22 protein-coding genes are annotated in these 23,695 nt (G+C 40.9%); 15 read left to right on the forward strand and 7 right to left on the reverse strand.

Features of this window, described 5'->3' with window-relative positions; translation table 11 throughout:
* Positions 1 to 45: 45 nt before the first annotated feature.
* Positions 46 to 1,089, forward strand: coding sequence for a hypothetical protein (locus SJY38_RS04955; RefSeq protein ID WP_286740394.1), 1,044 nt, complete (start codon positions 46 to 48; stop codon positions 1,087 to 1,089).
* A 4-nt stretch (positions 1,090 to 1,093) separates the two neighbouring features.
* On the opposite strand, the gene SJY38_RS04960 is transcribed toward SJY38_RS04955, so the two are convergent.
* Both SJY38_RS04960 and SJY38_RS04965 read right to left on the reverse strand, forming a co-directional pair.
* Entirely contained in the window at positions 1,094 to 1,426 is a 333-nt protein-coding gene (locus SJY38_RS04960) for a TraR/DksA C4-type zinc finger protein (protein WP_096739417.1), read from the reverse strand.
* A gap of 57 nt (positions 1,427 to 1,483) precedes the next feature.
* Entirely contained in the window at positions 1,484 to 2,464 is a 981-nt protein-coding gene (locus tag SJY38_RS04965) for a tRNA-dihydrouridine synthase (protein ID WP_096041497.1), read from the reverse strand.
* A 227-nt stretch (positions 2,465 to 2,691) separates the two neighbouring features.
* On the opposite strand from SJY38_RS04965, the gene SJY38_RS04970 reads away from it, so the two are divergent.
* The 11 genes from SJY38_RS04970 (at position 2,692) to adk (ending at position 14,324) form a co-directional block, all read left to right on the forward strand.
* Positions 2,692 to 3,177: a hypothetical protein gene (locus SJY38_RS04970; RefSeq protein ID WP_024033363.1), complete on the forward strand. Its 486-nt coding sequence runs from the start codon at positions 2,692 to 2,694 to the stop codon at positions 3,175 to 3,177.
* A 113-nt stretch (positions 3,178 to 3,290) separates the two neighbouring features.
* Positions 3,291 to 4,118: a DUF692 domain-containing protein gene (locus SJY38_RS04975; protein WP_095206655.1), complete on the forward strand. Its 828-nt coding sequence runs from the start codon at positions 3,291 to 3,293 to the stop codon at positions 4,116 to 4,118.
* A 10-nt stretch (positions 4,119 to 4,128) separates the two neighbouring features.
* On the forward strand, positions 4,129 to 4,881 hold the full coding sequence (locus tag SJY38_RS04980; protein WP_286740401.1) for a DUF2063 domain-containing protein: 753 nt from the start codon (positions 4,129 to 4,131) through the stop codon (positions 4,879 to 4,881).
* Positions 4,882 to 4,953: 72 nt separating this feature from the next.
* Positions 4,954 to 5,076: a hypothetical protein gene (locus tag SJY38_RS04985; protein WP_004588125.1), complete on the forward strand. Its 123-nt coding sequence runs from the start codon at positions 4,954 to 4,956 to the stop codon at positions 5,074 to 5,076.
* Between the two features lie 172 nt (positions 5,077 to 5,248).
* Positions 5,249 to 5,794, forward strand: coding sequence for an adenine phosphoribosyltransferase (gene apt, locus SJY38_RS04990; protein WP_004588124.1), 546 nt, complete (start codon positions 5,249 to 5,251; stop codon positions 5,792 to 5,794).
* A 3-nt stretch (positions 5,795 to 5,797) separates the two neighbouring features.
* On the forward strand, positions 5,798 to 8,266 hold the full coding sequence (dnaX, locus tag SJY38_RS04995) for a DNA polymerase III subunit gamma/tau (RefSeq protein ID WP_288422105.1): 2,469 nt from the start codon (positions 5,798 to 5,800) through the stop codon (positions 8,264 to 8,266).
* 59 nt (positions 8,267 to 8,325) lie between these two features.
* Positions 8,326 to 8,652: a YbaB/EbfC family nucleoid-associated protein gene (locus SJY38_RS05000; protein ID WP_004588122.1), complete on the forward strand. Its 327-nt coding sequence runs from the start codon at positions 8,326 to 8,328 to the stop codon at positions 8,650 to 8,652.
* Positions 8,653 to 8,658: 6 nt separating this feature from the next.
* Positions 8,659 to 9,267: a recombination mediator RecR gene (recR, locus tag SJY38_RS05005; protein WP_004588121.1), complete on the forward strand. Its 609-nt coding sequence runs from the start codon at positions 8,659 to 8,661 to the stop codon at positions 9,265 to 9,267.
* A 266-nt stretch (positions 9,268 to 9,533) separates the two neighbouring features.
* Positions 9,534 to 11,438: an MFS transporter gene (locus SJY38_RS05010; protein WP_377109358.1), complete on the forward strand. Its 1,905-nt coding sequence runs from the start codon at positions 9,534 to 9,536 to the stop codon at positions 11,436 to 11,438.
* A gap of 145 nt (positions 11,439 to 11,583) precedes the next feature.
* Positions 11,584 to 13,497, forward strand: a complete 1,914-nt coding sequence (gene htpG, locus SJY38_RS05015; RefSeq protein WP_004588119.1) for a molecular chaperone HtpG — start codon at positions 11,584 to 11,586, stop codon at positions 13,495 to 13,497.
* Between the two features lie 182 nt (positions 13,498 to 13,679).
* Entirely contained in the window at positions 13,680 to 14,324 is a 645-nt protein-coding gene (gene adk, locus SJY38_RS05020) for an adenylate kinase (RefSeq protein WP_004588118.1), read from the forward strand.
* A 113-nt stretch (positions 14,325 to 14,437) separates the two neighbouring features.
* Here the strand turns inward: adk and tpx are convergent, their stop codons facing one another.
* Entirely contained in the window at positions 14,438 to 15,025 is a 588-nt protein-coding gene (gene tpx, locus SJY38_RS05025) for a thiol peroxidase (protein WP_004588117.1), read from the reverse strand.
* Between the two features lie 216 nt (positions 15,026 to 15,241).
* Between tpx and SJY38_RS05030 the strand changes: the two genes are divergently transcribed.
* Together SJY38_RS05030 and SJY38_RS05035 are read left to right on the forward strand one after the other, a co-directional pair.
* A complete protein-coding gene (locus tag SJY38_RS05030) occupies positions 15,242 to 16,246 on the forward strand; it encodes a response regulator (RefSeq protein WP_004588116.1) in 1,005 nt (334 codons plus the stop codon).
* A gap of 3 nt (positions 16,247 to 16,249) precedes the next feature.
* Positions 16,250 to 17,221: a diguanylate cyclase gene (locus SJY38_RS05035; RefSeq protein ID WP_029774351.1), complete on the forward strand. Its 972-nt coding sequence runs from the start codon at positions 16,250 to 16,252 to the stop codon at positions 17,219 to 17,221.
* 152 nt (positions 17,222 to 17,373) lie between these two features.
* On the opposite strand, the gene SJY38_RS05040 is transcribed toward SJY38_RS05035, so the two are convergent.
* From SJY38_RS05040 to SJY38_RS05055, 4 genes are all read right to left on the reverse strand, one after another.
* Entirely contained in the window at positions 17,374 to 18,888 is a 1,515-nt protein-coding gene (locus SJY38_RS05040; RefSeq protein WP_004588114.1) for a SpoVR family protein, read from the reverse strand.
* Between the two features lie 17 nt (positions 18,889 to 18,905).
* A complete protein-coding gene (locus SJY38_RS05045) occupies positions 18,906 to 20,189 on the reverse strand; it encodes a YeaH/YhbH family protein (RefSeq protein WP_286745471.1) in 1,284 nt (427 codons plus the stop codon).
* Positions 20,190 to 20,215: 26 nt separating this feature from the next.
* On the reverse strand, positions 20,216 to 22,138 hold the full coding sequence (locus SJY38_RS05050) for a PrkA family serine protein kinase (RefSeq protein ID WP_024033371.1): 1,923 nt from the start codon (positions 22,136 to 22,138) through the stop codon (positions 20,216 to 20,218).
* A gap of 209 nt (positions 22,139 to 22,347) precedes the next feature.
* Entirely contained in the window at positions 22,348 to 22,929 is a 582-nt protein-coding gene (locus SJY38_RS05055; protein WP_004588111.1) for a Fe-Mn family superoxide dismutase, read from the reverse strand.
* A gap of 267 nt (positions 22,930 to 23,196) precedes the next feature.
* Between SJY38_RS05055 and SJY38_RS05060 the strand changes: the two genes are divergently transcribed.
* Positions 23,197 to 23,535 (forward strand): Grx4 family monothiol glutaredoxin, encoded by a 339-nt coding sequence (locus SJY38_RS05060; protein ID WP_004588110.1) that lies wholly within the window; start codon positions 23,197 to 23,199, stop codon positions 23,533 to 23,535.
* Positions 23,536 to 23,695 lie beyond the last annotated feature (160 nt).

Genomic DNA, 23,695 nt, shown 5'->3' on the forward strand with positions numbered 1-23,695 from the left:
ATTATATAAAAAGCCCCTATGGGGCTTTTTTTATTGGAATTTATAATGAATAAAACGCATCTTTTGTCTGTCCTATTTAGTCTGTTTTTGGTTGCTTGTTCAAAACAACCACCGCCTTTTGAATCTTATGATGCTGCGCAGCAGAGTATTAAAAATTTAAACACGGCGCTAAAGCCTGCGGGCACTGCAAGTATATCCACTGAACAAGTATTGCCTTTTTCCTCAGCGTATTTATCGCTTCGTCATCAGATGTATCAGCGCCTACAAACAATGACTCTTTCAAACGCGCAAACGCAGCAGCTAAATTACTTAATTATTGCTGAGCGCTTTCCTGAGCGCTTTTTCAGCTGGCCTGCACAGGTCAATGTGTTAGACAACTTATTATCAGCGCAAATTCAAAGTACTAAGGCTAACGAGGTAATTGAGTGGCTTAAGTTCACTCAAGATCAATTAGACAGTGCGATGCAAAGCAATTTGAGATTAAACAAGGTTGAATTAAACCTCCTGCAGGGTTACTTACAAACGCCACTATTAAAACAATCTAGCGCAAACGATTTAAAAGCCCAGATTGCAGAGTTTAATGATTACTTGGCCCAGTACAAACCAAGGGGAAGCATTGGCTTACGTGGACTTGCTAATGGCAGTGAATGGTATCAAAGTAAACTAAATTACTTCAGTGGGGCGGTTAAGTCGCCTTTGCAATGGGTTGATACTATCAATCAGCATCTTCAAATGAACTCGCACACTGCACCTAATTTGAGCTATAACGAGCATCATAGTACTTCGTTTATTAGCCAATATTTAAGCAAGGCGCCAAAAGTAAAAGGGATTGATTGGCAAACTGATTACATGCTGTTGCCAGCTATGGCTAAAAACAGCCAGCTGAGCCCAGAAGATAAAAGGCTAATGCTTGCGCTAATGGAAACTGATGTAGGTATACACTACCATGCATGGACCTTATCTCAGGCAAAAGTGAACTTAGTAAAACGTTTAGCTATTTCACAGCGCGATGCGCAGTATTTAGTTGAAGATAGTGTGCTTTACCCAGGCCACGCTTTTAGTTTTGCTGAGCAATTATTAACACTTTAAGCGCTTATGTGCGCTTAGCGCACATTTCACAACGTTGTGTTGCAGGGTCTTGTTTAAGTAACTGCTCAGAAATTGCTTCTTCACAATCGCAGCAATAGCCGTATTGACCAATATCAATTTGGCTTATTGCCGCTTCTAATTCTGTCAGCCTATTAACTAAAGTTTGATATTCAGGGCCTAAGTGGTAGGTGGCAGTGTCAAGCCATTCGTTATGCTGGCTAGTTAATATAACGTCACGTAGCTTAAGATGGGCAGGGTGTGCAGATTGGCTCAGCATCGCTAATATTACTGATTTAACGTGTGCTATTTCACTGTGCAGTTGTTGCTGATAAAGCATATTGGTATAACCTTCATTTAGCGTTTCGTTATACCGGTATTATCTGAGCTGCGCTGGTTATACGCTATGATTTGAATCAAGTTGCGGAGACTTAGCGTATTTTTTTAAAACCTGTGCTACATCACCTTTTACTTTAAGACGTCTTATTTCATCAAATAGTGCATTGGCTTGTGGGTATTGGCGTTTTAGATAACCCAGCCATTGTTTAGTACGAGAGGCAAAATATTTTTCATCTTGTGTGGGGTCTTGATGAATAGCAGAGTGAATCAAATGATAAATTATATGTTCCCACTCTAGGCCATTATATTGTTCATTATTAACATGAGCTTTAATTTTTTTTGCTAAATCAGGGTGAGAAAGCGCACCGCGCCCTAGCATTAAATCGCTACACTGGCTTCGGGTTTGGCAAAGTAGAGCATCTTCCACTTGCCAAATTTCACCATTGGCAACCACGGCTATGTTTTTACCTTTTATTAGCGGGGGGATTTTTTCCCAGTATGCAGGTGGGTTATAACCATCACGCTTAGTACGGGCGTGTATTGCAATACTATCTGCACCGGCGCTGACAACGGCATCTACAATTTCTTGGCTATTGCTATCATCATCAAAGCCCAAGCGTATTTTAGCGCTTACTTGATGTTTACTATCTACCGCATCCCTTACCGCTTTGATTATGTTATACATATGATCAGGGTCTTTTAGCAGTACAGCGCCCCCGCGGCTTTTATTTACCGTTTTTGCAGGGCAGCCAAAATTAAGATCTATACCGTGGGAGCCTAATTCGATAGCTCTAACCGCATTTTCTGCTAATACGTCGGCCACTTGCCCTAATAACTGTACGCGCACAGGAGTACCGGCTTTGGTTAAACCGTTATTATTGAGCTCAGGGCAATAGCGATGAAAAACTTTAGCCGGTAAACATTTATCAATTACTCTAACAAATTCTGTTACGCATAGGTCAAAGCCACCAATATTGGTAAGAAGTTGGCGCATTTTAAAATCAACAACACCTTCCATAGGCGCTAAAACAAGTTTCATAGAGTATTTTTATTGAAAAAACGGGTGCGTAGTGTACCTGCAAAGTATGGTTTGATAAAACTTAAATTACTGCCCATATTTGTATGTATAAATTTAAAAGTAAAAAAAATGAAAATAAATGAAAGTTTTTATTTGATAGCGGGTCTATTTAATTATACAAGCAACGCATAATTGACAATAATTAGTTTGCGTTATCTTAATACACACTTATATAAGAGAGTCATACAATGAATACAGTAAAGAAAAACTCAATCGCGTTAACCTTAGGTGCAGTAGTTGTTGGCTCTGCAAGTTTTGCCTCTGCAGATGCACAAGCAAACCCATTTGAATTTCAACAGTTAGTAACCGGATACCAGCTTGATGCGGCAGAAGGTAAGTGCGGTGAAGGCAAATGTGGCGGTGACGCAAAAGGTAAAAAAGAAGGCAAGTGCGGCGAAGGCAAATGTGGCGGTGACGCAAAAGGTAAAAAAGAAGGTAAGTGCGGCGAAGGCAAATGTGGCGGCGACGCAAAAGGAAAAAAAGAAGGTAAGTGCGGCGAAGGCAAATGTGGCGGCGACGCTAAAGGCAAAAAAGAAGGTAAATGCGGCGAAGGCAAATGTGGTGGCGACGCAAAAGGCAAAAAAGAAGGTAAGTGCGGTGAAGGTAAATGTGGCGGCGACGCAAAAGGTAAAAAAGAAGGTAAATGCGGCGAAGGCAAATGTGGCGGCCAATAACAGGCTGATTTAAGTACCTGATTTACTCAGATATACGTTATGCTAAAAGGGCCAAAAGGCCCTTTTTGTTTTAGGAGATAATGATGAGAGCAACACAAAACTCAGCATTTGGGATGGTGGGCTTAGGTCTTCGTCGAGAGATGCTTGATGAACTACTAGCGCATACACCAAAGCAAATTGATTTTATGGAAGTAGCGCCTGAAAACTGGCTTAAGCTGGGAGGGCGCTTTAAAAAACAATTTAAAACCTTAACTGACGCCAATAATTTTGTTTGCCATGGTTTATCGCTTTCTATCGGCTCGCCTGAACCTCTTGATATTGAATTTGTTAAATCGCTAAAAACGTTTTTTGATCAGCACAACATTAAACTATTCAGTGAGCACCTAAGTTACTGTTCTGGAAAAGGGCATATGTACGATTTAATGCCAATCCCTTTTACTGAAGATGCCATTGCACACGTTGTACCTCGCATCAAACAAGTGCAAGATATTTTAGAGCGCCAAATAGCCATCGAAAATGTCTCTTATTATGCGGCGCCTGGCCAGCAGTTATCTGAGCTTGAATTTACAAACACGATTTTAGAGCAAGCCGATTGTAAACTACTGCTTGATGTAAATAATATTTATGTTAATTCAATTAATCATGGTTACAACGCCGAAGCGTTTTTATTAGGGTTGCCTTCAAAACGCATTGCATATGGGCACGTAGCTGGGCACTACAATGAAGCCGATGATTTAATTGTTGATACCCACGGCGCTGATGTTATTGACCCCGTATGGGACTTACTTGATAAAGCGTACCAAGCGCATGGGGTGTTTCCTACCTTATTGGAGCGTGATTTTAATATTCCAAGTATAAATACACTTACAAAAGAGCTTGATATTATTCACGATTTACAAAATAAGCAGTTATGCGCATCGCCTACTCAGCAATTAGCATAAAGGAAGGAATATGAGCTTTATTGACAGCCAAAATGAGTTTATGGCGCACATACGTGAGCCTGAGCATAACCCAAAGCCAAACGATATTGAAGATAGACGCATGGCGATTTACCGCGACTTATTTTTTAATAATATTGCAGGGTTTATCTCATCTGGTTTTCCGGTGCTTAAAACTTTATATACACAGCAGCAATGGCAAAAATTAATAAGGGCATTTTTTAGTGAGCATGACTGTAAGTCGCCTTATTTTTTAGACATAGCAGGGGAATTTATTAATTACTTATCGAGCAGCTATACCCTGCAAGAGTACGATTATGCATTTATGCTGGAGCTGGCACATTATGAGTGGATAGAGCTTGATGTTTCCGTGGCGAATGAAGATACCAATGAGCAACGCTTAAAAAGCACTGAACTAACCAGTTCTACACTTTACTTATCGAGTGTAGCGCGTAATTTAAGCTACCAGTATGCGGTGCAAAATATCAGCACAGAGTATAAACCCAGCACGCCATCTGAGCAGCCTAATTACTTTGTTGTATACAGAGATGATAACGACGACGTACAGTTTTTAGCCACAAATGCAATGACCGCCTTGCTACTTTCAATAATAGAATCCAATGCGGGCATTGAGTTTGAAAGTGTATGCCAGCAGGTTTTAGTCCACGCGCCTAATTTTAGCGAACAACAAATTGCGCATGGTGCGTTAAGTACGCTTAATGCAATGTGCGAGCGCGGTATTATCGTGACAAAAAATCAACATTAAGGTCTTTATAGATTTTTTTACTTCGTCTATCATGGCAGCCTTATTTGTCGTGCTTAAAAAAAGGTTATACCAATGTCAGATGATAAAGACTTTAAAGATCCGTTTAACGCTACTTACTTTATTGCTTTTTTAGCAGTTTTTGTGGGTATTGGCTGTTTAAATGCGATTTTAGGCTGGATCACAAGCCTAACTTAAAGCTCCTTGCTCTATTAAGGCTGTTGTTTATATCAGCCTTAAGCTTCTTTTCTTCCTCCACCCTTATAATTTTCAAACCACCTCGGTATTAATAACAGCAAACTCGCATTTTAACGTCAGTTAAGGTTATAATCAGCTGCTTTGAAATATAAACTATTGAGCAATTAAACTTATGACTCAAGTAACACCCGCTATTATTAAAAACAGTATCGCAACCATTGCCGACTATCCTAAACCAGGCATTATGTTTCGTGATGTAACAACACTAATGGCAAATCCAGAAGCCTTTAAAGCAACAATCGATGCTTTTATAAACGAATATAAAAACCAAGGCTTTACAAAGATTATTGGTACAGAATCTCGCGGCTTTATTTTTGGTGCACCGCTATCTTACGCGTTAGGGATCCCTTTTATTCCTGTTCGTAAGCCAGGCAAGCTACCACGCGAAGTGATTCGCCAAGATTACCTACTTGAATACGGTGAAGACACATTAGAGCTTCATGTTGATGCTATTGTCCCAGGCGACAAAGTATTATTAGTTGACGATTTATTAGCTACTGGTGGCACAATTGAAGCCACAGCAAAGCTAGTTGCAAAATTAGGCGGCACAGCCACTGATGCAGCGTTTGTTGTTTCATTACCAGAGCTTGGTGGTGAGCAGCGTATAGAAAAAATGGGTATTAAAATCTTAAAACTGGTTGAGTTTGAAGGCGAGTAATTGATGAGTTATCAGGTTCTAGCGAGAAAATGGCGTCCGCAAACCTTTCATGAATTGGTTGGCCAGTCTCATGTAAAGCAAGCGCTTGTTAATGCGCTAACGCAAAATAGACTGCATCACGCTTATTTATTCACTGGAACCCGTGGTGTGGGTAAAACGACCATTGCGCGTATTTTTGCTAAAAGCTTAAATTGTGATGAGGGTATATCGGCGTCTCCTTGTGGGCAATGTAGCAGTTGTACTGACATAGAAGCAGGGCGATACATTGACTTACTTGAAATCGATGCCGCTTCTCGCACCAAAGTAGAAGATACTCGTGAAATTCTTGATAACGTTCAATATGCCCCCACGCGTGGACGTTACAAAGTATACCTAATAGATGAAGTACACATGCTCTCTAAGCATAGCTTTAACGCGTTATTAAAAACGTTAGAAGAGCCGCCAGAGCATGTGAAGTTTTTACTGGCAACCACTGATCCGCAAAAGTTACCTGTTACCATTTTATCGCGCTGTTTACAGTTTAACTTAAATGCACTTTCGCAAAGCGAAATTAAAACTCAGCTTGAGCATGTCCTTACTCAAGAGGAATTAAACTTTGATAAAGATGCGCTAAGTATTATTGCAAAAGCCGCTGATGGCAGTATGCGTGACGCGTTAAGCTTAACTGATCAAGCTATTGCGCAAACCAACGGCGACATAAATAATCAAGCCGTACAAGCTATGCTTGGTTTAATGGACACACATTACAGCCAAAGTTTGCTTGCTGCTTTGTTAGCACAAGATGGTGGCGCACTGATGGACGAAATAGCCCAAGTAGCGAGCCGTAATCCTAACTATATTGCGCTACTTGATGATTTAATTGCATTAACTCACCTTATTCAATTAACTCAGCTTGTCCCGCAAGCAGCGCAACTTGATGATAAAAACGCCGATTATGTTAGTCATGTTGCACAGCACACCCAGGCTCAACAAATACAGGTTTATTACCAGTTACTATTAAACGGTAAAAAAGACTTACAATGGGCGCCAGAGCCTCGTTTAGGCTTTGAAATGATAATGCTGCGTTTATTAGCATTTGAATCTGCAGGTACAACGCTTGCTCAATCGCTTCCTGAGCCTAGTGACACACCAAGTGCAGCAACGCCTGCGCCTACCAGTAGTAAAGGCCGTGCCGATGCGCTGCGTGATATATTAAATAAAAATAAAACACCATCGCAAGCCGAAACCCCTGCTCCGCAAGTAATGGTTGAGAAAAGCCAAAATCAAAGCACTGCGCAAAGCCAAACAATTGATGAACCAGTAGAGCAACCGCCCACAGAGCAGCTAACACGCTCGCCAAGTGAGCAAAACAGCAACAGCGCATCAGCTGCGGCTCAAAGCCCGCAAAACGATATACCGAGCCCTGTGCAGCAAAGTGAGCACATTGCTAAGAGTGACGATGCTGCTGAGCGCCAAAGTGAAGACGATGCTTATCTGCAACACAGTAATATGGAGCAAAGCTTAGCTGCACAATTTGATGATGTTATGAGCAGTGCGGTAGAGCAAGGTTATAACCCTGCATCTGTAGCGCAACACACACAACCCGCGCCTGAAAGCGCCGATGCTAAAGATAGCAGTGTGCGTGAACAAGAAGCTCAAGCACAATCAGCAATTGCGCGAATTTTACGGGATAGAAATATATCGGGGGCAGGCAGGCTTTCAGGGGGGAGTGTAAATACCCCTGAGCAAGCGCAAACACCAAAAACGCCTGCCCAAGCTACGCCTAACAGCGAAGCAAAGCCACATAATACAAGCCTGCAAGCGAGTGAGTCACAAAACGATTCACCGCCATGGCATGACCATGCGCAAGGCGATAGCGAAAAAAAGCCAACGCTCCCAGTAACAGGGAGCCAAACGCCAGCTGAGCCAGTAACGCAAAGCCAGCCAGCGCGTAAGGTTGATTTTAAAGAAAAGCATCAAACAATTACTGAAAACTTAGCGCCTGAGCTGCTGGAGCAAATTAATCCGCAAAAAAAGCCTGAGGTAATAGAGCAAGAGCCCGCTATACCGGTCCCAGATGATTTTCAAAGCCCAATTAGCGAGATTAAATTTGCGCATCAGCAAGATGAGTGGGCTTATTTAATTAAGCGTATGGGGCTTGGTGGGCGAATGCGCCAATTTGCATTACACTCGATTTTTACCAAGCAAGGCGACAGTTTACATATTGACGTGGATGAATCGCAAAAACACTTAGATACGCCCATGCTTAGGCAAAAGCTCGATGCGGCGTTATCAAGCATTTACGGGCATAACGTATCGCTGAGTATTAACTTTGCAAAAGGGGTGATTGACTCGCCTTATTTAATTCAGCAAAAAATAGATGCAGGGCGACACCAGCAAGCAATAGATGTGATCACATCTGATGAAAACATAGTACAATTTCAGCAGCTATTTAGCGCCGAAATAGACGAAAACAGTATTCAGGCATTGTAATTAAATACAATCGCCCTTATCTTCATGACAACTAGAGTTTAAAAGAAAGAGAGAAAATTATGTTTAAAGGTGGAATGGGTAACATGATGAAGCAAGCGCAGCAAATGCAAGAGCGCATGCAAAAAGCCCAAGACGAAATCGCGACAATGGAAGTTGTTGGCGAAGCCGGCGCAGGCCTTGTAAAAGTAACCATGCTTGGTAATCATAACGTGCGTCGTGTTGAGCTTGATGAAAGCCTTATGGAAGACGACAAAGACATGATTGAAGATTTACTTGCTGCAGCATGTAACGATGCTGTTCGCCGCGTTGCTGACGAAACGCAAGAGCGTATGGGCAAAGTAACTGGCGGTATGCAATTACCACCAGGTATGAAAATGCCGTTTTAAGCAAATATGCAACTTTCAGATAGTTTAACGCAGCTTATAGAAGCGCTACGTTGCCAACCGGGTATTGGTCCTAAATCGGCTCAGCGCATTGCGTTTCATTTATTAGAGCGCGATCGTAAAGGCGGTACTCAACTTGGTAACGCATTGACCAAAGCCATGGGCGCGGTTGGGCATTGTCAGTCGTGCCGCACTTTTACTGAGCAAGCGCAGTGTGATATTTGCTTAAGTACAAAACGCCAAGACAGTGGTGTGCTGTGTGTTGTTGAATCGCCTACCGATGTGTTGGCAATAGAGCAAACAGGCCAATACCTTGGTTTATATTTTGTACTTATGGGGCATTTATCGCCAATTGACGGTATTGGGCCTAAAGAAATAGGCCTTGATATACTTGAACAAAAGCTCTCGCACGGCGGTATTAACGAAGTGATTTTAGCTACCAACCCCACGGTTGAGGGCGAAACCACTGCACATTATATTGCCCAGCTTTGCCATAAATATAAAGTAGGGGCCTCGCGTATAGCGCATGGTATACCTGTTGGTGGCGAGCTTGATTTAGTAGATGGCACAACGTTAATGCATGCATTTAGTGGCCGCCGAGCGGTTATGCAGGACTAACACAACTATCTGAAATCGTTTTAAAAGCCTACATAGTAAAATATGTGGGCTTTTTTGTGTTTGCTATTTAATTACCGTATAACGTGTGTGAGTTTGCCGGTAATCATATTAAATTAATAAATGAGTTAAACTTGGCGACGTTGTGTTATAAATTATTGACTAACAACAACTAGATAACGTGATAGTTGCACGGCTCACGCGCCTTAAAAATATCGCTCAAGTTGGTATAAAAACATCAGGAATTTATCTGATTAGTAAGGAGTACTATGCAAAATAATAAACACGACAATAAAGGCGGTTTACTCAGCAGTAAGCGCTTTTTACCGCTATTTGTAACGCAGTTTTTGTCGGCTATGAATGATAATGTGTATAAGCAATCCGTGCTTATATTGTTAGTGTTTCAAGCTGCAACCCTTGGCGATGGTGCGCTGTATTCAAACCTTGCAGCGGGCTTATTTATATTACCGTTTTTTTTATTTTCAGGAATGGCGGGGCAACTAGCCGAAAAAACAGAAAAATCAAAGCTGATCCGGCTTGTTAAATTTTGCGAAATACCGATTATGGTTATTGGCGCAGCCTCTATTTTTACGCAATATGTGTGGTTAATGCTGACCACCGTGTTTTTTATGGGCTTACAAAGTACTTTTTTTGGCCCGCTTAAGTATTCAATATTACCGCAACATGTGGCGCCTAACGAATTAACAAAAGCCAATGGCTTGGTTGAGTCTGCCACTTTTGTAGCTATTTTAATTGGTACTATTTTTGGCACCTATTACATTACTCAAACAACAGGTCCAACAATTATTAGTATTGCCGTGCTGATACTTGCAGTACTTGGCTTTTTCAGCAGCCGCTTTATTCCTATAAGCCAAGCCAATAATCCTAATTTGCACTTTACCTATAATATTTTTTCATCCACTAAAAATGTATTTAAAGCGCTTAATGCTCAAACAGAATCGGTTGGTAAATCGGTGTTGGGTATAAGCTGGTTTTGGCTAATAGGCGCGGTTATTTTAACGGCATTACCTAATTACGTTAAGCATGTAATGGGTGGCGATGAACTCGTGGTAACCAGTGCGCTGGTGGTGTTTTCGCTAAGCATTGCCGTGGGGTCTTTGTTGTGCGAAAAGCTCTCACGCTCACGTATTGAGCTGGGCATTGTACCTTTTGGCGCTATTTTAATTACGCTATTTTTGTATTTATTAAGCCAAGAGCCGGCTATTAGTGAATATATCGCGCCCTCTGAAAATTTATTAACGCTTAAACAAGTGCTTAATACAGGCGACATGGTATGGCATTTTGTTTGGATGGCAGGTATTGGTATTGCATCCGGTTTTTATACTGTGCCGCTGTATGCGCTTATTCAACAGCGTACCGAGGAGGCAAGTCGTTCACGGGTGATTGCTGCTAATAATGTGCTTAATGCGCTCTTTATGGTTGGCAGTGCCATATTAAGTATTGTAACGCTCTCTGTTTTAGAGTGGCATATTTCGTCGTTACTATTGCTTTTGGCGGGGCTTAATTTGCTTATCTCTATTTATATTTACACTAAGGTACCGGAATTTTTCTTGCGCTTTGTTATCTATATTTTAGCTATATGCATGTATCGTGTGCGCACAAAAGGGCATGAAAATATTCCAAGCGAAGGCGCAGCCGTTATTGTAGCTAACCATGTAAGCTTTGTAGATTGGATGTTTATTTTAGCCACTTCGCCTAGGCCTATACGCTTTATGGTGTTTGCCCCCATTTATTACTCAAAAGCGCTGCATTGGCTATTTAAAATGGCAAAAGCTATTCCAATTGATAGCGAAAAAGCCAACCCAAAGGCGTTTGCAAAAGCATTTGATGAGGTTGCCGCAGCGCTTGAACGCGGTGAGTTAGTTGGTATTTTTCCTGAAGGAAAACTAACAAGTAATGGTGAAATGGACATGTTTAGGCGGGGCATTGAGCGCATTATAGCGCGCACACCTGTGCCTGTTGTGCCCGTTCACTTAGGTGGCTTGTGGGGCAGTATGTTTGGCCGTAAAGCCAAGTGGCAACTACCACGCCTTAAATGGTCTTTAGTATCGGTGAGTGTGGGAGAGCCGATTGAAGCTGAGCAGGTAAGTGCTAATTATTTGCACGAACAAGTCAGCGCTTTAAAAGCCCAGCACGCTAAAAACACACCGTAATTTAACTCTAAAAGCCACATTTTAATGTGGCTTTTTATTTATGTCAGCACAAAAGCTGCTTTTTTAAATTTTTCCCTTGAAGTTACTCCACCTCACCCCATATTAAGTGCATAACGCAGACACTTTGCTAATTGGAGATACATAAATGACTGCAGCACAAAAAGAAACATTAGGCTTTCAAACAGAAGTAAAACAACTATTAAACTTAATGATTCATTCGTTATATTCGAATAAAGAAATATTTTTACGTGAGCTTGTATCAAATGCATCAGATGCCGCCGATAAGCTACGCTTTTTAGCGCTTTCTGATGGCGACCTTTACCAAGGTGATGCCGATTTACGTGTACGTATTAGCGCAGATAAAGAAGCGAACACAATTACCATTTCTGACAATGGTATTGGTATGACGCGTGAAGAAGTGATTAGCTCTTTAGGAACTATTGCTAAGTCGGGTACTGCTGAGTTTTTCAAAAACTTAACCGGTGACCAAAGTAAAGACTCGCAATTAATTGGTCAATTTGGTGTTGGTTTTTACTCGGCATTTATTGTGGCTGATGAAGTGACAGTGCGCACGCGTAAAGCGGGTGAAACACAAGCGTACGAGTGGCAATCACAAGGTGAAGGTGAGTACACGTTACAAGAAATTGAAAAAGAAGGCCGTGGTACGGATATCATTTTACACCTGCGTGAAGAAGAAAAAGAATACGCGGATGAATACCGTTTACGTAGCATTGTTACTAAATACTCAGATCATATTTCTACGCCTGTACAAATGTATAAAGCAGAAGTGCCTGAGTCTGAAGGCGAAGACGGCGAAAAAATCCCAGCAGTTCCAGGTGAGTGGGAAAGCATTAACCGTGCAACCGCATTATGGACACGTGATAAGTCAGAGGTTTCTGATGAAGAATACAAAGAGTTTTACAAGCATGTAAGCCATGATTGGGAAGAGCCGCTAAACTGGGCACACAATAAAGTAGAAGGTAAAACTGAGTACACAAGCTTATTGTATATCCCTAAAAAAGCGCCGTTCGATTTATGGAACCGTGAGCGCCAAAGTGGCTTAAAACTGTATGTTCAACGTGTCTTTATTATGGATGACGCCGAGCAGTTTATGCCAAGTTACTTGCGCTTTGTAAAAGGCTTGCTTGATTCAAACGATTTACCGCTAAATGTATCGCGCGAAATTTTACAAGATAACAAAGTAACGCAAGCGATTCGTAAAGGGTGTACGTCTCGTATCTTAAAAATGCTAGAGCGTATGGCTAAAAACAAAGCCGAAGACTACCAAACATTTTGGAACGAGTTTGGCCAAGTAATCAAAGAAGGCCCAGCAGAAGATACAGCGAATAAAGAAGCCATTGCTAAATTGTTACGCTTCTCATCTACGCATACCGACTCAGAGACACAAGATGTATCGCTGGAGCAATACATTGAGCGTATGAACGATGAGCAAGATAAAATTTACTACGTAGTTGCTGATTCGTTTACAGCGGCTAAAAACTCGCCGCACTTAGAAATCTTCCGCAAAAAAGGCATCGAAGTATTATTACTAAGTGACCGTGTTGATGAGTGGATGATGAGCCACTTAACTGAGTTTAACGAAAAATCATTCCAGTCAATTACCCGTGGCGACCTTGATTTAGGTAAGCTTGACGACGAAGAAACAAAAAAAGCGCAAGAAGAGTCTGAAAAAGAAGTAGAAGGCTTAATTGAGCGCATTAAAACAGCGCTAGGCGAAGAAGTTAAAGAAGTACGCTTTACGCATCGCTTAACAGACTCTCCTGCCTGTGTGGTTAGCGATGAGAACGACATGAGCTCGCAAATGCAAAAGCTTATGGAGTCAGTAGGGCAACCTGTACCAGAGGCTAAGCCAGTGTTTGAGCTTAACCCTGAGCATCAGTTAGTTAAGCACTTAAACGATGAGCAAGACGAAGATAAGTTTGCACAGTGGTCTCATGTATTACTAGACCAAGCTTTACTTGCTGAACGCGGTACATTAAAAGATCCTACCGGGTTCGTAACACGTTTAAACAAGTTAATGCTTGATTTAAATAAGTAAGGCTAACAGGCTCTTTTAATTGCTAAAAGAGCCTAAAATATAACCATAATTATAAAGGAAGCGTATGCTTCCTTTTTTTATGCGCTCTAAAGTAGGCAATTAGTATAAGTTGCTTGAGTATCTGCAGCGCTTGTGGAAGAATTCAGGCTTTAAAATAAATATCCATACTAGGGGACAATGATATGCGCATTATTCTTTTGGGCGCGCCAGGTGCTGGTAAAGGTACTCAAGCTCAGTTTTTAATGGACAAATACGGTATTCCACAAATTTCTACCGGTGATATGCTTCGTGCAGCCATTAAAGAAGGTACACCACTTGGCTTAGAAGCGAAAAAAGTAATGGATGCAGGTCAGTTAATTTCTGACGATATCATCATTGGTTTAGTGAAAGAGCGTATTGCTAAACCAGACTGCGAACAAGGCTTTTTACTTGATGGCTTCCCACGTACCATTCCACAAGCAGATGCTATGAAAGAAAATGGCGTTGTGGTTGATCACGTTATTGAGTTTGACGTTGCTGATGAAGTAATTGTTGAGCGTATGGGTGGACGTCGCGTACATCCTGGCTCTGGCCGTGTTTATCACGTTGTTTACAACCCACCAAAAGTGGAAGGTAAAGACGATGAAACAGGCGAAGAGCTTATTATTCGTGCAGATGACACGGAAGAAACAGTTCGTAAACGTTTAGCTATTTACCATGAGCAAACTATGCCATTGGTTGATTACTACCAAGCTGAAGCGCAAGCAGGTAACACGCAGTACCATAAAATTGATGGTACGCAAGCTGTTGAAACAGTAAGCCAGCAACTAGCAGAGCTTTTAGGTTAATATAATCTAAACACAGCTTAGGTATTAAAAAACCGCCCTCGGGCGGTTTTTATGTATTTATTAGCTTTTAATAATTTAAAATTAAACCACCAAAGGTCAACACGCCCTGTTACCTATAACGTTTTTAGCTTTTCTATTACTGGGTCGTAGTTTGGCTCGGTAGATAAATTAGACACTAGCTGTTTGTATATCACTGTATGGCTTTTATCTAAAATAAGCACAGCGCGAGTTAGTAGCCCCATATCTTTTATAATTAAGCCATATTTTTGGCCAAAGTCTCGCCATACAGAGTCAGAAAGGGCTGTTACTTTGTCGATGTTTTCAGCATTACAAAAGCGTTTTTGAGCAAAAGGTAAATCGGCACTGATGGTCAGTATTGCGATAGCAGGAAATTGCGTCGCTACTTTTTCATTAAAATGTTTAGTTTGTAAGCTACAAATGCCAGTATCTAAACTTGGCACCACACTGATTAATACAGCTTGCCCTTTATAATCATTAAGATTTACAGGAGCAAAACCACCATCAACCACTTTAAAATTTGGCGCATTATCACCTACACTTACACCTTTACCTAACAAAGTGACAGGCTTACCCTGAGCAGAGACCTTACCTGCATCAAGCGTGTTTTCTGGGTACTGTGATGCGTGCCCAACTGAGCTTAAAGCCAGTGTGCTTAGTGCAAAAATAAGAGAGCGTACCATAGGTTATTTCCTTTTAAATTAACGCAATAGGTTTGAGTGTATTATACTCAATATCACTGACCAAGCGATTAAATATCACTGTAAAAGTAATAATAAGTTCTGTGATATATAAATTGTAAACTGCATGAACTTTTATTAACATGTAGTTACAAAATGTATCTTTAATAAAGTCATAAGGCCTATTGACAACATTGGGTTAAATAATAGAGAGATAGTATGTCAACATCCGTATTAATATGTGACGACTCAAAATTAGCGAGGCGCCAGCTAGCCCGCTCTTTACCAGATGACTGGGATATTAAAGTAGAGTTTGCTCAAGATGGTGTTGATTGCATCAAAAAACTAAAAATAATCGAGCCCGAAATCCTTTTTCTTGATTTAAACATGCCTGAAATGGACGGTTACGAAGTCCTTATGGCCATGAAAGAGCAAGGCCTTAATATCCTAACCGTGGTTGTATCTGGCGATATTCAGCCAAATGCGCACCAACGCGTACTTGAATTAGGCGCCATTGATTTTATCCAAAAACCTTGCTCACCTGAAAAACTTGCCGATATTATCGAGCATCATGGCATTAAAGATAAAGCCATGCGCGAGCGTCTTGCTCATTCTTTAGGTGAACAAGTAGACCCAGATGTGCGCGATATATACCAAGAGCTTACAAATGTCGCTATGGGTCAAGCAGGCGATTTGCTTGCACGGCTTTTGAATGTGTTTGTAGAGCTGCCAATTCCGAATGTGAATGTGCTTGAAGTTAATGAACTGGATATGGCGCTGCAGTCAATTGACAATAATGCTGCCACATCAGGGGTGTGCCAAGGCTTTATTGGCGGTGGCGTATCAGGCGAGGCATTACTTTTATTAAACGACTCAAGCTTTAAAGAAATTGCGTCACTGATGAATTACGACGGTGAGCTGAACGACAAAGTTGAGCTTGAGCTACTTATGGATATTAGTAATATTTTAATAGGCTCAATTTTAACGGGGCTTTCTAAACAGCTAGATATGTCTTTTAGCCAAGGTCATCCCATTGTACTTGGCCAACATCGCGATGTATCTGAATTGGTTAAATCAAATAAATCTCGTTGGCAAAGAACCTTAGCGATAGAAATAAGCTACGGCATCGAAAACCACGATATTAACTGCGATCTTATGCTGTTATTTACCGAAGATTCACTTAAAACTTTGAAATACAAAGTTGCTTACCTATTAGAAGACTAAGTTATGGCCGCTGATTTAGAAATGAATGAGATCCATTGGTTAATGGATATGTTTAACACGGTTGATGTGGGCCTGGTTGTACTGGATAGAAATTATAAAGTGTGTGTGTGGAATGGCTTTATGGAAAACCATTCTGGGCTATTACCAAGTGCTGTAAAAGACAAAGACCTATTTGATTTATTTCCTTCGATTGATGAGAAATGGTTTAGAAGCAAGTCAGAGTCTGTATTTGTACTTAAAAACCGCTCTTTTACTATCTGGGAGCAGCAACCTTACATCTTTCGTTTTAAAAACTACCGCCCCATTACCGGTAAAGCGGATTATATGTACCAAAATGCGACCTTTATTCCACTTACCAACACTCTGGGTGAGGTCAGTCATATTTGTATCATTATTTATGATGTTACCGATGTGGCGGTCAATAAAAAAGAATTAGAAGATTTAAATAAGCGTTTGGAGCAAGTAAGCCAAACCGACAGCTTAACGCAACTGTTTAACCGTGGGCATTGGGAAAGCACACTGCACCAAGAGTTTTTACGTGTTAAGCGCAGCGGTGGCAGCAGCACATTATTGATGTTTGATATCGATCATTTTAAAAAAATTAATGATGAGCATGGCCATAGTTGTGGCGATGAAGCGCTACGCCACCTTTCAGAACTGCTACGAACGACGCTTCGCGAAACTGATATAGCAGGGCGTTATGGTGGGGAGGAGTTTGTTGTTACTTTACTCGATACCGACAAGCAAGGCGCAGCAATATTTGCCGAGCGCATAAGAGCGTTAATAGAAGCCAACCCTTTTGTTTATAAAAACACAAAAATAGAGATGACTGTGAGTGTTGGTTTTGCAGGAAATAGCCCTGACTTTGCAAAACATGAGCGGTGGATTGAAGCCGCTGACAAAGCCCTGTATCACTCAAAAGAGCATGGCCGTAACAGAGTAACCGATTTTGAGGATATAAAAAATGACGCATAAGCGTCTTTTTTTATGCGCTGCTAAAATTAAGGCAGCGGTAATATTACTGCTAAATTAAAGTAACCAAGGATGCACCTAATTGCGCCGCAAGCCTTGGCAGTCAATACTTAACAAGGGCTTGATTAAAGTGCCGTTTTTATCAGGCATTTTATTTACTCTGTAGTATGGCGAGTATCATCTGCTGGGCATTGGCCAAGAGTAGACACATCGCCTGTACTGGTCTCTTGCTCTAATTGAACCTTGAATCCCCATAACCTGTAAAGGTGTTTTAGCACTTCTTTATGCGAGTCAGCAAGGGGGATGTTATTGTGAGGAACATAACGCAACGTTAAAGAACGATCGCCTCTAACATCAACATTATATACTTGAATGTTAGGTTCGTGATTACTCAAATTATATTGCGCTGAAAGCGCTTCGCGTACAGCCTGATAACCGCTATCATCATGTATTGCGCCTACCTCTAGATGTGGATTACGGCTGTGATCGACAATAGTAAATAGCTTAAAATCACGAATTAACTTAGGTGATAAAAATTGGCTTATGAAACTTTCATCTTTAAAGTTTTCCATCGCAAAATGTAGTGTGTCTAGCCAATTAGTGCCTGCATATTCAGGAAACCAGCGTCTATCCTCATCTGTTGGGTTTTCGCAAATACGGCGAATATCCACCATCATATTAAAACCCAATGCATACGGGTTTATACCTGAATAGTAATTGCTGTTATAAGGTGGCTGATAAACCACGTTGGTATGGCTTTGCAAAAACTCCATCATAAAGGAGTCGGTTAATTTACCTTCATCATATAAGTGGTTTAAAATGGTGTAGTGCCAAAAGGTGGCCCAGCCTTCGTTCATCACTTGGGTTTGTTTTTGCGGATAAAAATATTGCGATATCTTTCGCACAATACGTATTATTTCTCGCTGCCAAGACTCTAATAGAGGCGCGTTTTTCTCAATAAAGTATAAAATGTTTTCTTGCGGTTCTTGCGGAAAATGCCTCTCTTGCTTTTTAGCTTCTTGCTGTTGAGCGGGGATAGTGCGCCATAGCTCGTTTACTTGAGATTGCATGTAGTCTTCACGCTCTTTTTGGCGTTTTTGTTCTTCAAAAAGGGAAATTTGCTGCGGGCGTTTATATCTATCTACGCCGTAATTCATCAATGCGTGGCACGAATCAATTAAGCTTTCTACTTGTGTAATACCGTATTTTTCTTCGCAGCGGCTAATGTAATTTTTAGCAAACACTAAGTAATCTATGATGGAGTCTGCGTCAGTCCATGTTTTAAATAAGTAGTTTCCTTTAAAAAATGAGTTATGGCCATAACAGGCATGCGCCATAACCAGTGCCTGCATAGGGAGTGTGTTTTCTTCCATTAAATAAGCAATACAGGGGTTTGAATTAATCACAATTTCGTAAGCTAGCCCCATTTGCCCACGCTTATAATTTTGTTCGGTTTGTATAAATTTTTTACCATATGACCAATGGCTGTAGCCTATAGGCATGCCAACGCTTGAATAAGCATCCATCATTTGCTCAGCTGTTATTACCTCAATTTGGTTAGGGTAAGTGTCTAAGCGATAATGCGCTGCAACACGGGCTATTTCAGTTTGGTATTGCTCAAGCAGCTCAAAGGTCCAATCTGGGCCATCGCTAATTCGTTCAGTGCTCATAGTAAACCTCGCTTAGGCTAAGCAGCCCCTTGTTGTTGACGATTTTTTTTAAATAGCTCCCTAAACATAGGGTAAATGTCTTCAACACTTTTAATATGTTGTATTGCAAAGTTGCTATGGGTTTGGGTGATGTTTTGGTATTCGCGCCACAAGCTTTGGTGCGCACGCGTGGTAATTTCTATATAGGCAAAGTAGCGTACCGCATTAAGTAACTTGTTGCGTAATATTTCACCGCAGTGTGGGGTATCGTCTGCCCAGTTATCGCCATCAGATGCTTGCGCTGCGTATATATTCCATTGCTCTGAATCATAGCGCTCTTTTATTATTTCGTTCATTAATTTAAGGGCACTGGAGACAATAGTGCCGCCAGTTTCTTGAGAATAAAAAAACTCTTGTTCGTCGACCTCTTTAGCTTGTGTGTGGTGGCGTATATACACCACCTCAATGTCTTTATAACTTCGAGTCAAAAATTGATAGAGCAAAATATAAAAACGCTTTGCCATGTCTTTTGTGGCCTGATCCATCGAGCCTGATACATCCATAATACAAAACATAACGGCTTTGCTGGTGGGGTGGGGGCGTTTTTCATAATTACGAAAACGTAAGTCGTAATTATCAATAAATGGTACGGCTTTTATTTGCTGTTTAAGTTGCTCAATTTCCTCTTGTAATAATGCAATAATGGCTTGGTCGCTGTCGGTTTGCTCACACTCCATCGCAAGTCGACCTTCAAGCTCTGCTAGGCGTCTTTTTTTACCCGCACTCATGGCGACTCTTCTGGCGAGTGAGCCCTGTAATGAGCGTACTATATCAATATTACTGGGCATACCATCGCTACAAAAACCAGCCCGATGAGTTTTCATTTGTACAAGCTTATCTAGCTGGTTTTCTTGTAAGTTGGGCAGCTCTAGGTCTTCAAAGAGTAAATCAAGGTATTCATCTTTAGAAATAGAAAACACAAAGTCATCTTGGCCTTCGCCTGAATCACTTGCATCGCCATCGCCTGCGCCACCACCTTGGCCGCCTTTAGGGCGCTCAATTTTGTCACCTGTTGAAAATTGATCGTTACCAGGGTGAATTTGTTCTCTGTCGCCCCCTTTACCTTGGTGAAAAATGGGCTCGCTAATATCTCGTTGCGGGATAGATATACTCTCCCCTGAACTTGAGTCGGTAACGCTGCGTTTATTAACCGCATCAGACACTGCTTCTTTTATTTGCTTTTTATAGCGCCTAATAAAGCGCTGACGATTAAGCGTGCTTTTGTTTTTACCATTTAAGCGTCTATCTATAAAATGCGCCATACTGTTCCCCCTAAACTACATGAAGGTTACTGCGATTTTCTAACCCGTAAATACCACTCAGAAAGTAAACGCACTTGTTTTTGCGTGTAGCCTTTTTCAACCATGCGGTTAACAAAGTCCTCGTGTTTTTGTTGATCCTCAGCGGAGGTTTTTGTATTAAAGGAAATAACAGGGAGTAGATCTTCGGTATTTGAGAACATTTTTTTCTCAATCACAGTGCGTAGTTTTTCGTAGCTTGTCCATAACGGGTTTTTACCATTATTGTGAGCGCGTGCACGTAATACAAAGTTAACTATTTCGTTCCTAAAATCTTTGGGATTAGAAATGCCGGCGGGTTTTTCTATTTTTTCAAGTTCTGCATTTAACGAGGCGCGGTCAAATAACTGTCCTGTATCTGGGTCTCTGTATTCTTGATCTTGTATCCAAAAATCAGCATAAATCACATAGCGGTCAAAAATATTTTGGCCATATTCAGAGTATGACTCTAAATACGCGGTTTGTAGTTCTTTACCAATAAACTCAACATATTGCGGAATTAAATAGCCTTTTAAAAAACTTAAATAGCGCTCTTCCACTTCGGCGCTAAATTGTTCACGCTCTATTTGTTGCTCCAAAACATAAAATAAATGCACCGGATTAGCTGCAACCTCGGTAGTATCAAAATTAAATACGCGCGACAAAATCTTAAAAGCAAAACGAGTTGAAAGGCCGGTCATGCCTTCATCTACCCCTGCGTAATCACGATACTCCTGATAAGATTTTGCTTTAGGGTCGGTATCTTTTAGGGTTTCACCATCATAGACCCGCATTTTTGAGTAAATACTAGAGTTTTCAGGCTCCTTTAATCGAGATAAGGTAGTAAATTGCGCTAACGCTTTAAGCGTACCTGGTGCACACGGTGCGCTGGCAAGTTCACTATGTTGAATAAGTTTGTCGTAAATTTTTATTTCTTCGGTCACGCGCAGGCAATAAGGGACCTTTACAATATAAACACGATCTAAAAACGCTTCATTGTTTTTATTATTTTTGAATGTTTGCCATTCTGATTCATTTGAGTGGGCTAAAATCATGCCGTTAAAGGGCAGAGCGCTAATACCTTCGGTACCGTTGTAGTTACCCTCTTGCGTTGCGGTAAGGAGTGGATGCAGCACCTTGATAGGGGCTTTAAACATTTCTACAAACTCCATTAAACCTTGGTTTGCTAAACATAAAGAGCCTGAGTAAGCGTAGGCATCGGGGTCGTTTTGAGCAAAGTGCTCAAGCTGGCGAATATCTACTTTGCCCACCAATGCAGAAATATCTTGATTATTTTCATCACCGGGTTCGGTTTTGGCTATACCTATTTGATTTAAAATAGAGGGGTAGCGTTTGACGACTCTAAATTGGCTAATATCGCCGTTAAATTCTTTTAATCGTTTACCAGCCCATGGCGACATAATCGTTTTTAAATAACGTGGTTTAATACCGTATTCTTTTTCGAGAACGCTGGCATCTTCTACTGGGTCAAACAAACTGAGAGGGTGATCGTTTACCGGAGAGCCTTTAATTGAATAGATAGGCACTTGTTGCATTAAATATTTTAGTTTTTCTGCAATTGAAGATTTACCTCCCCCAACAGGGCCGAGTAAATAAAGGACTTGTTTGCATTCTTCTAGACCTTGAGCCGCATGCTTTAGGTAGGAGACAATTTGTTCTATGGCATCTTCCATGCCGTAAAAGTCTGCAAAGGCAGGGTAGCGTGCAACCACTCTATTAGAAAATAACCGGCTTAAACGTGCATCGGTTGCAGTATCAACCATTTGCGGCTCGCCTATTGCCATAAGTAAACGCTCAGGGGCGCTGGCATAAGCTGATTTGTCATTTTTACAAATTTCTAGAAATTCGCTAATGCTGTATTCTTCTTCTTGTGCTGCTTCGTATCGTGCTTGGTAGTGCTCAAAAATAGTCATAATAACCTCCGAAACCCGCTTTAAAAAGGTGCTTACTTTTTAAAGTTTAGTCAGAGATTGATATTTTTGTGCAATAAAATTAAAAATTTAAGTGAAAAAAGATCATGTGGCTAAATTAGCAATTTCGCGCGTATAAAGGCGGTTTGAATTTTATAAAGGCATAAAAAAAGACGCCGAGGCGTCTTTTTAAATCAGCGTATAATAGCTAATTAAGCGAAGTTAGCGTTCGCGAATTCCCAGTTAACAAGCGCCCAAAAACCTTTAAGGTAATCAGGACGAACGTTACGGTAATCAATGTAGTAAGCGTGTTCCCATAAATCCACAGTTAGGATTGGTGTAACACCTTCGTCTGTAAGCGGCGTTGCTGCGTTAGACGTGTTTACGATATCTAATGAACCGTCAGCTAGTTTAACTAACCATGTCCAGCTAGAACCAAAGTTATTAACCGCTTTGTCGTTTAATGCATCTTTAAACGCGTCAAAAGAGCCCCATTTAGCGTTAATAGCGTCAGCGATAGCACCTGTTGGCTCGCCGCCGCCATTTGGAGATAGACAGTTCCAGTAGAAAGTGTGGTTCCAAATTTGTGCAGCGTTGTTAAATACGCCACCTTCAGATGAACAAACAATCTCTTCTAAAGATTTGTTTTCAAATTCAGTACCTGGAATTAAACCGTTTAATTTAACAACGTAAGTGTTGTGGTGCTTACCGTGGTGATACTCAAGAGTTTCTTGTGAAATATGAGGCTCAAGTGCATCAATTGCATATGGTAGTGACGGTAGTTCAAATGCCATTTTTTTATCTCCATCTTCTTTTGGTTGATAACTCGCTTGATAGTACGTAATGCCTGATAGAACAGAGCACTTACCTATACCAAACGAAAATATAGTGTTACTATAATTGTTGAGTATTTTACTCAAGTTTAAGCAAACAGCAATGCTATTGCTAAAGACTATTTCAATTGCGGCTTTATTTGCCCATTTTAAGTTATATATCTGTGGCCACAATGATTTATTTTCAAGCCCTAGGTATATCAAGCTATCGTCATTTTGAGGTTGTAGATGGAAACCATTGATAAAATTAAACAGCAGATTTCAGAAAACCCAATTATCCTTTACATGAAAGGGTCGCCTAAATTACCAAATTGTGGTTTTTCTTCACAAGCGTCACAAGCTCTAATGTCATGTGGCGAACCATTTGCCTATGTTGATATTTTACTTAATCCAGATATTCGCGCTGAGTTACCAGCATACGCAAATTGGCCTACTTTCCCACAGCTTTGGGTTGAGGGCGAATTAGTAGGTGGTTGTGACATTATCATTGAAATGTTTCAACGTGGTGAATTACAGCCACTGATCACTGAAACTGCAGCTAAGTATAAAGAAGCTGACGCAGAGTAATTGCTACTTTGCTAGATTATTAAAGCCACGTTTTACGTGGCTTTTTTGTGCCTATATATAACTTTATTACGTCTTAATCTCTTGGTCAGCCCATCAGTGGGTGATTATAACTATTAATTTGTGCTCAATAGTTAGCAAACTCAGCCCTTGCTCCTTGTTT

Source organism: Pseudoalteromonas sp. R86517 (assembly GCF_042466295.1).
Taxonomy (GTDB): Bacteria; Pseudomonadota; Gammaproteobacteria; order Enterobacterales; family Alteromonadaceae; genus Pseudoalteromonas; species Pseudoalteromonas atlantica.

Bases quoted from the DNA above. Each gene is read 5' to 3' on its own strand.
- SJY38_RS05050 (WP_024033371.1), bottom strand. From the start codon at position 22,138: ATGACTATTTTTGAGCACTACCAAGCACGATACGAAGCAGCACAAGAA.
- SJY38_RS04985 (WP_004588125.1), top strand. From the start codon at position 4,954: ATGTCAGATGATAAAGACTTTAAAGATCCGTTTAACGCTACTTACTTT.
- apt (WP_004588124.1), top strand. From the start codon at position 5,249: ATGACTCAAGTAACACCCGCTATTATTAAAAACAGTATCGCAACCATT.
- SJY38_RS04970 (WP_024033363.1), top strand. From the start codon at position 2,692: ATGAATACAGTAAAGAAAAACTCAATCGCGTTAACCTTAGGTGCAGTA.
- htpG (WP_004588119.1), top strand. From the start codon at position 11,584: ATGACTGCAGCACAAAAAGAAACATTAGGCTTTCAAACAGAAGTAAAA.
- SJY38_RS05030 (WP_004588116.1), top strand. From the start codon at position 15,242: ATGTCAACATCCGTATTAATATGTGACGACTCAAAATTAGCGAGGCGC.
- SJY38_RS05045 (WP_286745471.1), bottom strand. From the start codon at position 20,189: ATGGCGCATTTTATAGATAGACGCTTAAATGGTAAAAACAAAAGCACG.
- SJY38_RS05060 (WP_004588110.1), top strand. From the start codon at position 23,197: ATGGAAACCATTGATAAAATTAAACAGCAGATTTCAGAAAACCCAATT.
- SJY38_RS05010 (WP_377109358.1), top strand. From the start codon at position 9,534: ATGCAAAATAATAAACACGACAATAAAGGCGGTTTACTCAGCAGTAAG.
- tpx (WP_004588117.1), bottom strand. From the start codon at position 15,025: ATGGTACGCTCTCTTATTTTTGCACTAAGCACACTGGCTTTAAGCTCA.
- SJY38_RS04975 (WP_095206655.1), top strand. From the start codon at position 3,291: ATGGTGGGCTTAGGTCTTCGTCGAGAGATGCTTGATGAACTACTAGCG.
- SJY38_RS04980 (WP_286740401.1), top strand. From the start codon at position 4,129: ATGAGCTTTATTGACAGCCAAAATGAGTTTATGGCGCACATACGTGAG.
- SJY38_RS04965 (WP_096041497.1), bottom strand. From the start codon at position 2,464: ATGAAACTTGTTTTAGCGCCTATGGAAGGTGTTGTTGATTTTAAAATG.
- SJY38_RS05035 (WP_029774351.1), top strand. From the start codon at position 16,250: ATGGCCGCTGATTTAGAAATGAATGAGATCCATTGGTTAATGGATATG.
- SJY38_RS05055 (WP_004588111.1), bottom strand. From the start codon at position 22,929: ATGGCATTTGAACTACCGTCACTACCATATGCAATTGATGCACTTGAG.
- SJY38_RS05000 (WP_004588122.1), top strand. From the start codon at position 8,326: ATGTTTAAAGGTGGAATGGGTAACATGATGAAGCAAGCGCAGCAAATG.
- SJY38_RS04955 (WP_286740394.1), top strand. From the start codon at position 46: ATGAATAAAACGCATCTTTTGTCTGTCCTATTTAGTCTGTTTTTGGTT.
- recR (WP_004588121.1), top strand. From the start codon at position 8,659: ATGCAACTTTCAGATAGTTTAACGCAGCTTATAGAAGCGCTACGTTGC.
- dnaX (WP_288422105.1), top strand. From the start codon at position 5,798: ATGAGTTATCAGGTTCTAGCGAGAAAATGGCGTCCGCAAACCTTTCAT.
- SJY38_RS05040 (WP_004588114.1), bottom strand. From the start codon at position 18,888: ATGAGCACTGAACGAATTAGCGATGGCCCAGATTGGACCTTTGAGCTG.
- SJY38_RS04960 (WP_096739417.1), bottom strand. From the start codon at position 1,426: ATGCTTTATCAGCAACAACTGCACAGTGAAATAGCACACGTTAAATCA.
- adk (WP_004588118.1), top strand. From the start codon at position 13,680: ATGCGCATTATTCTTTTGGGCGCGCCAGGTGCTGGTAAAGGTACTCAA.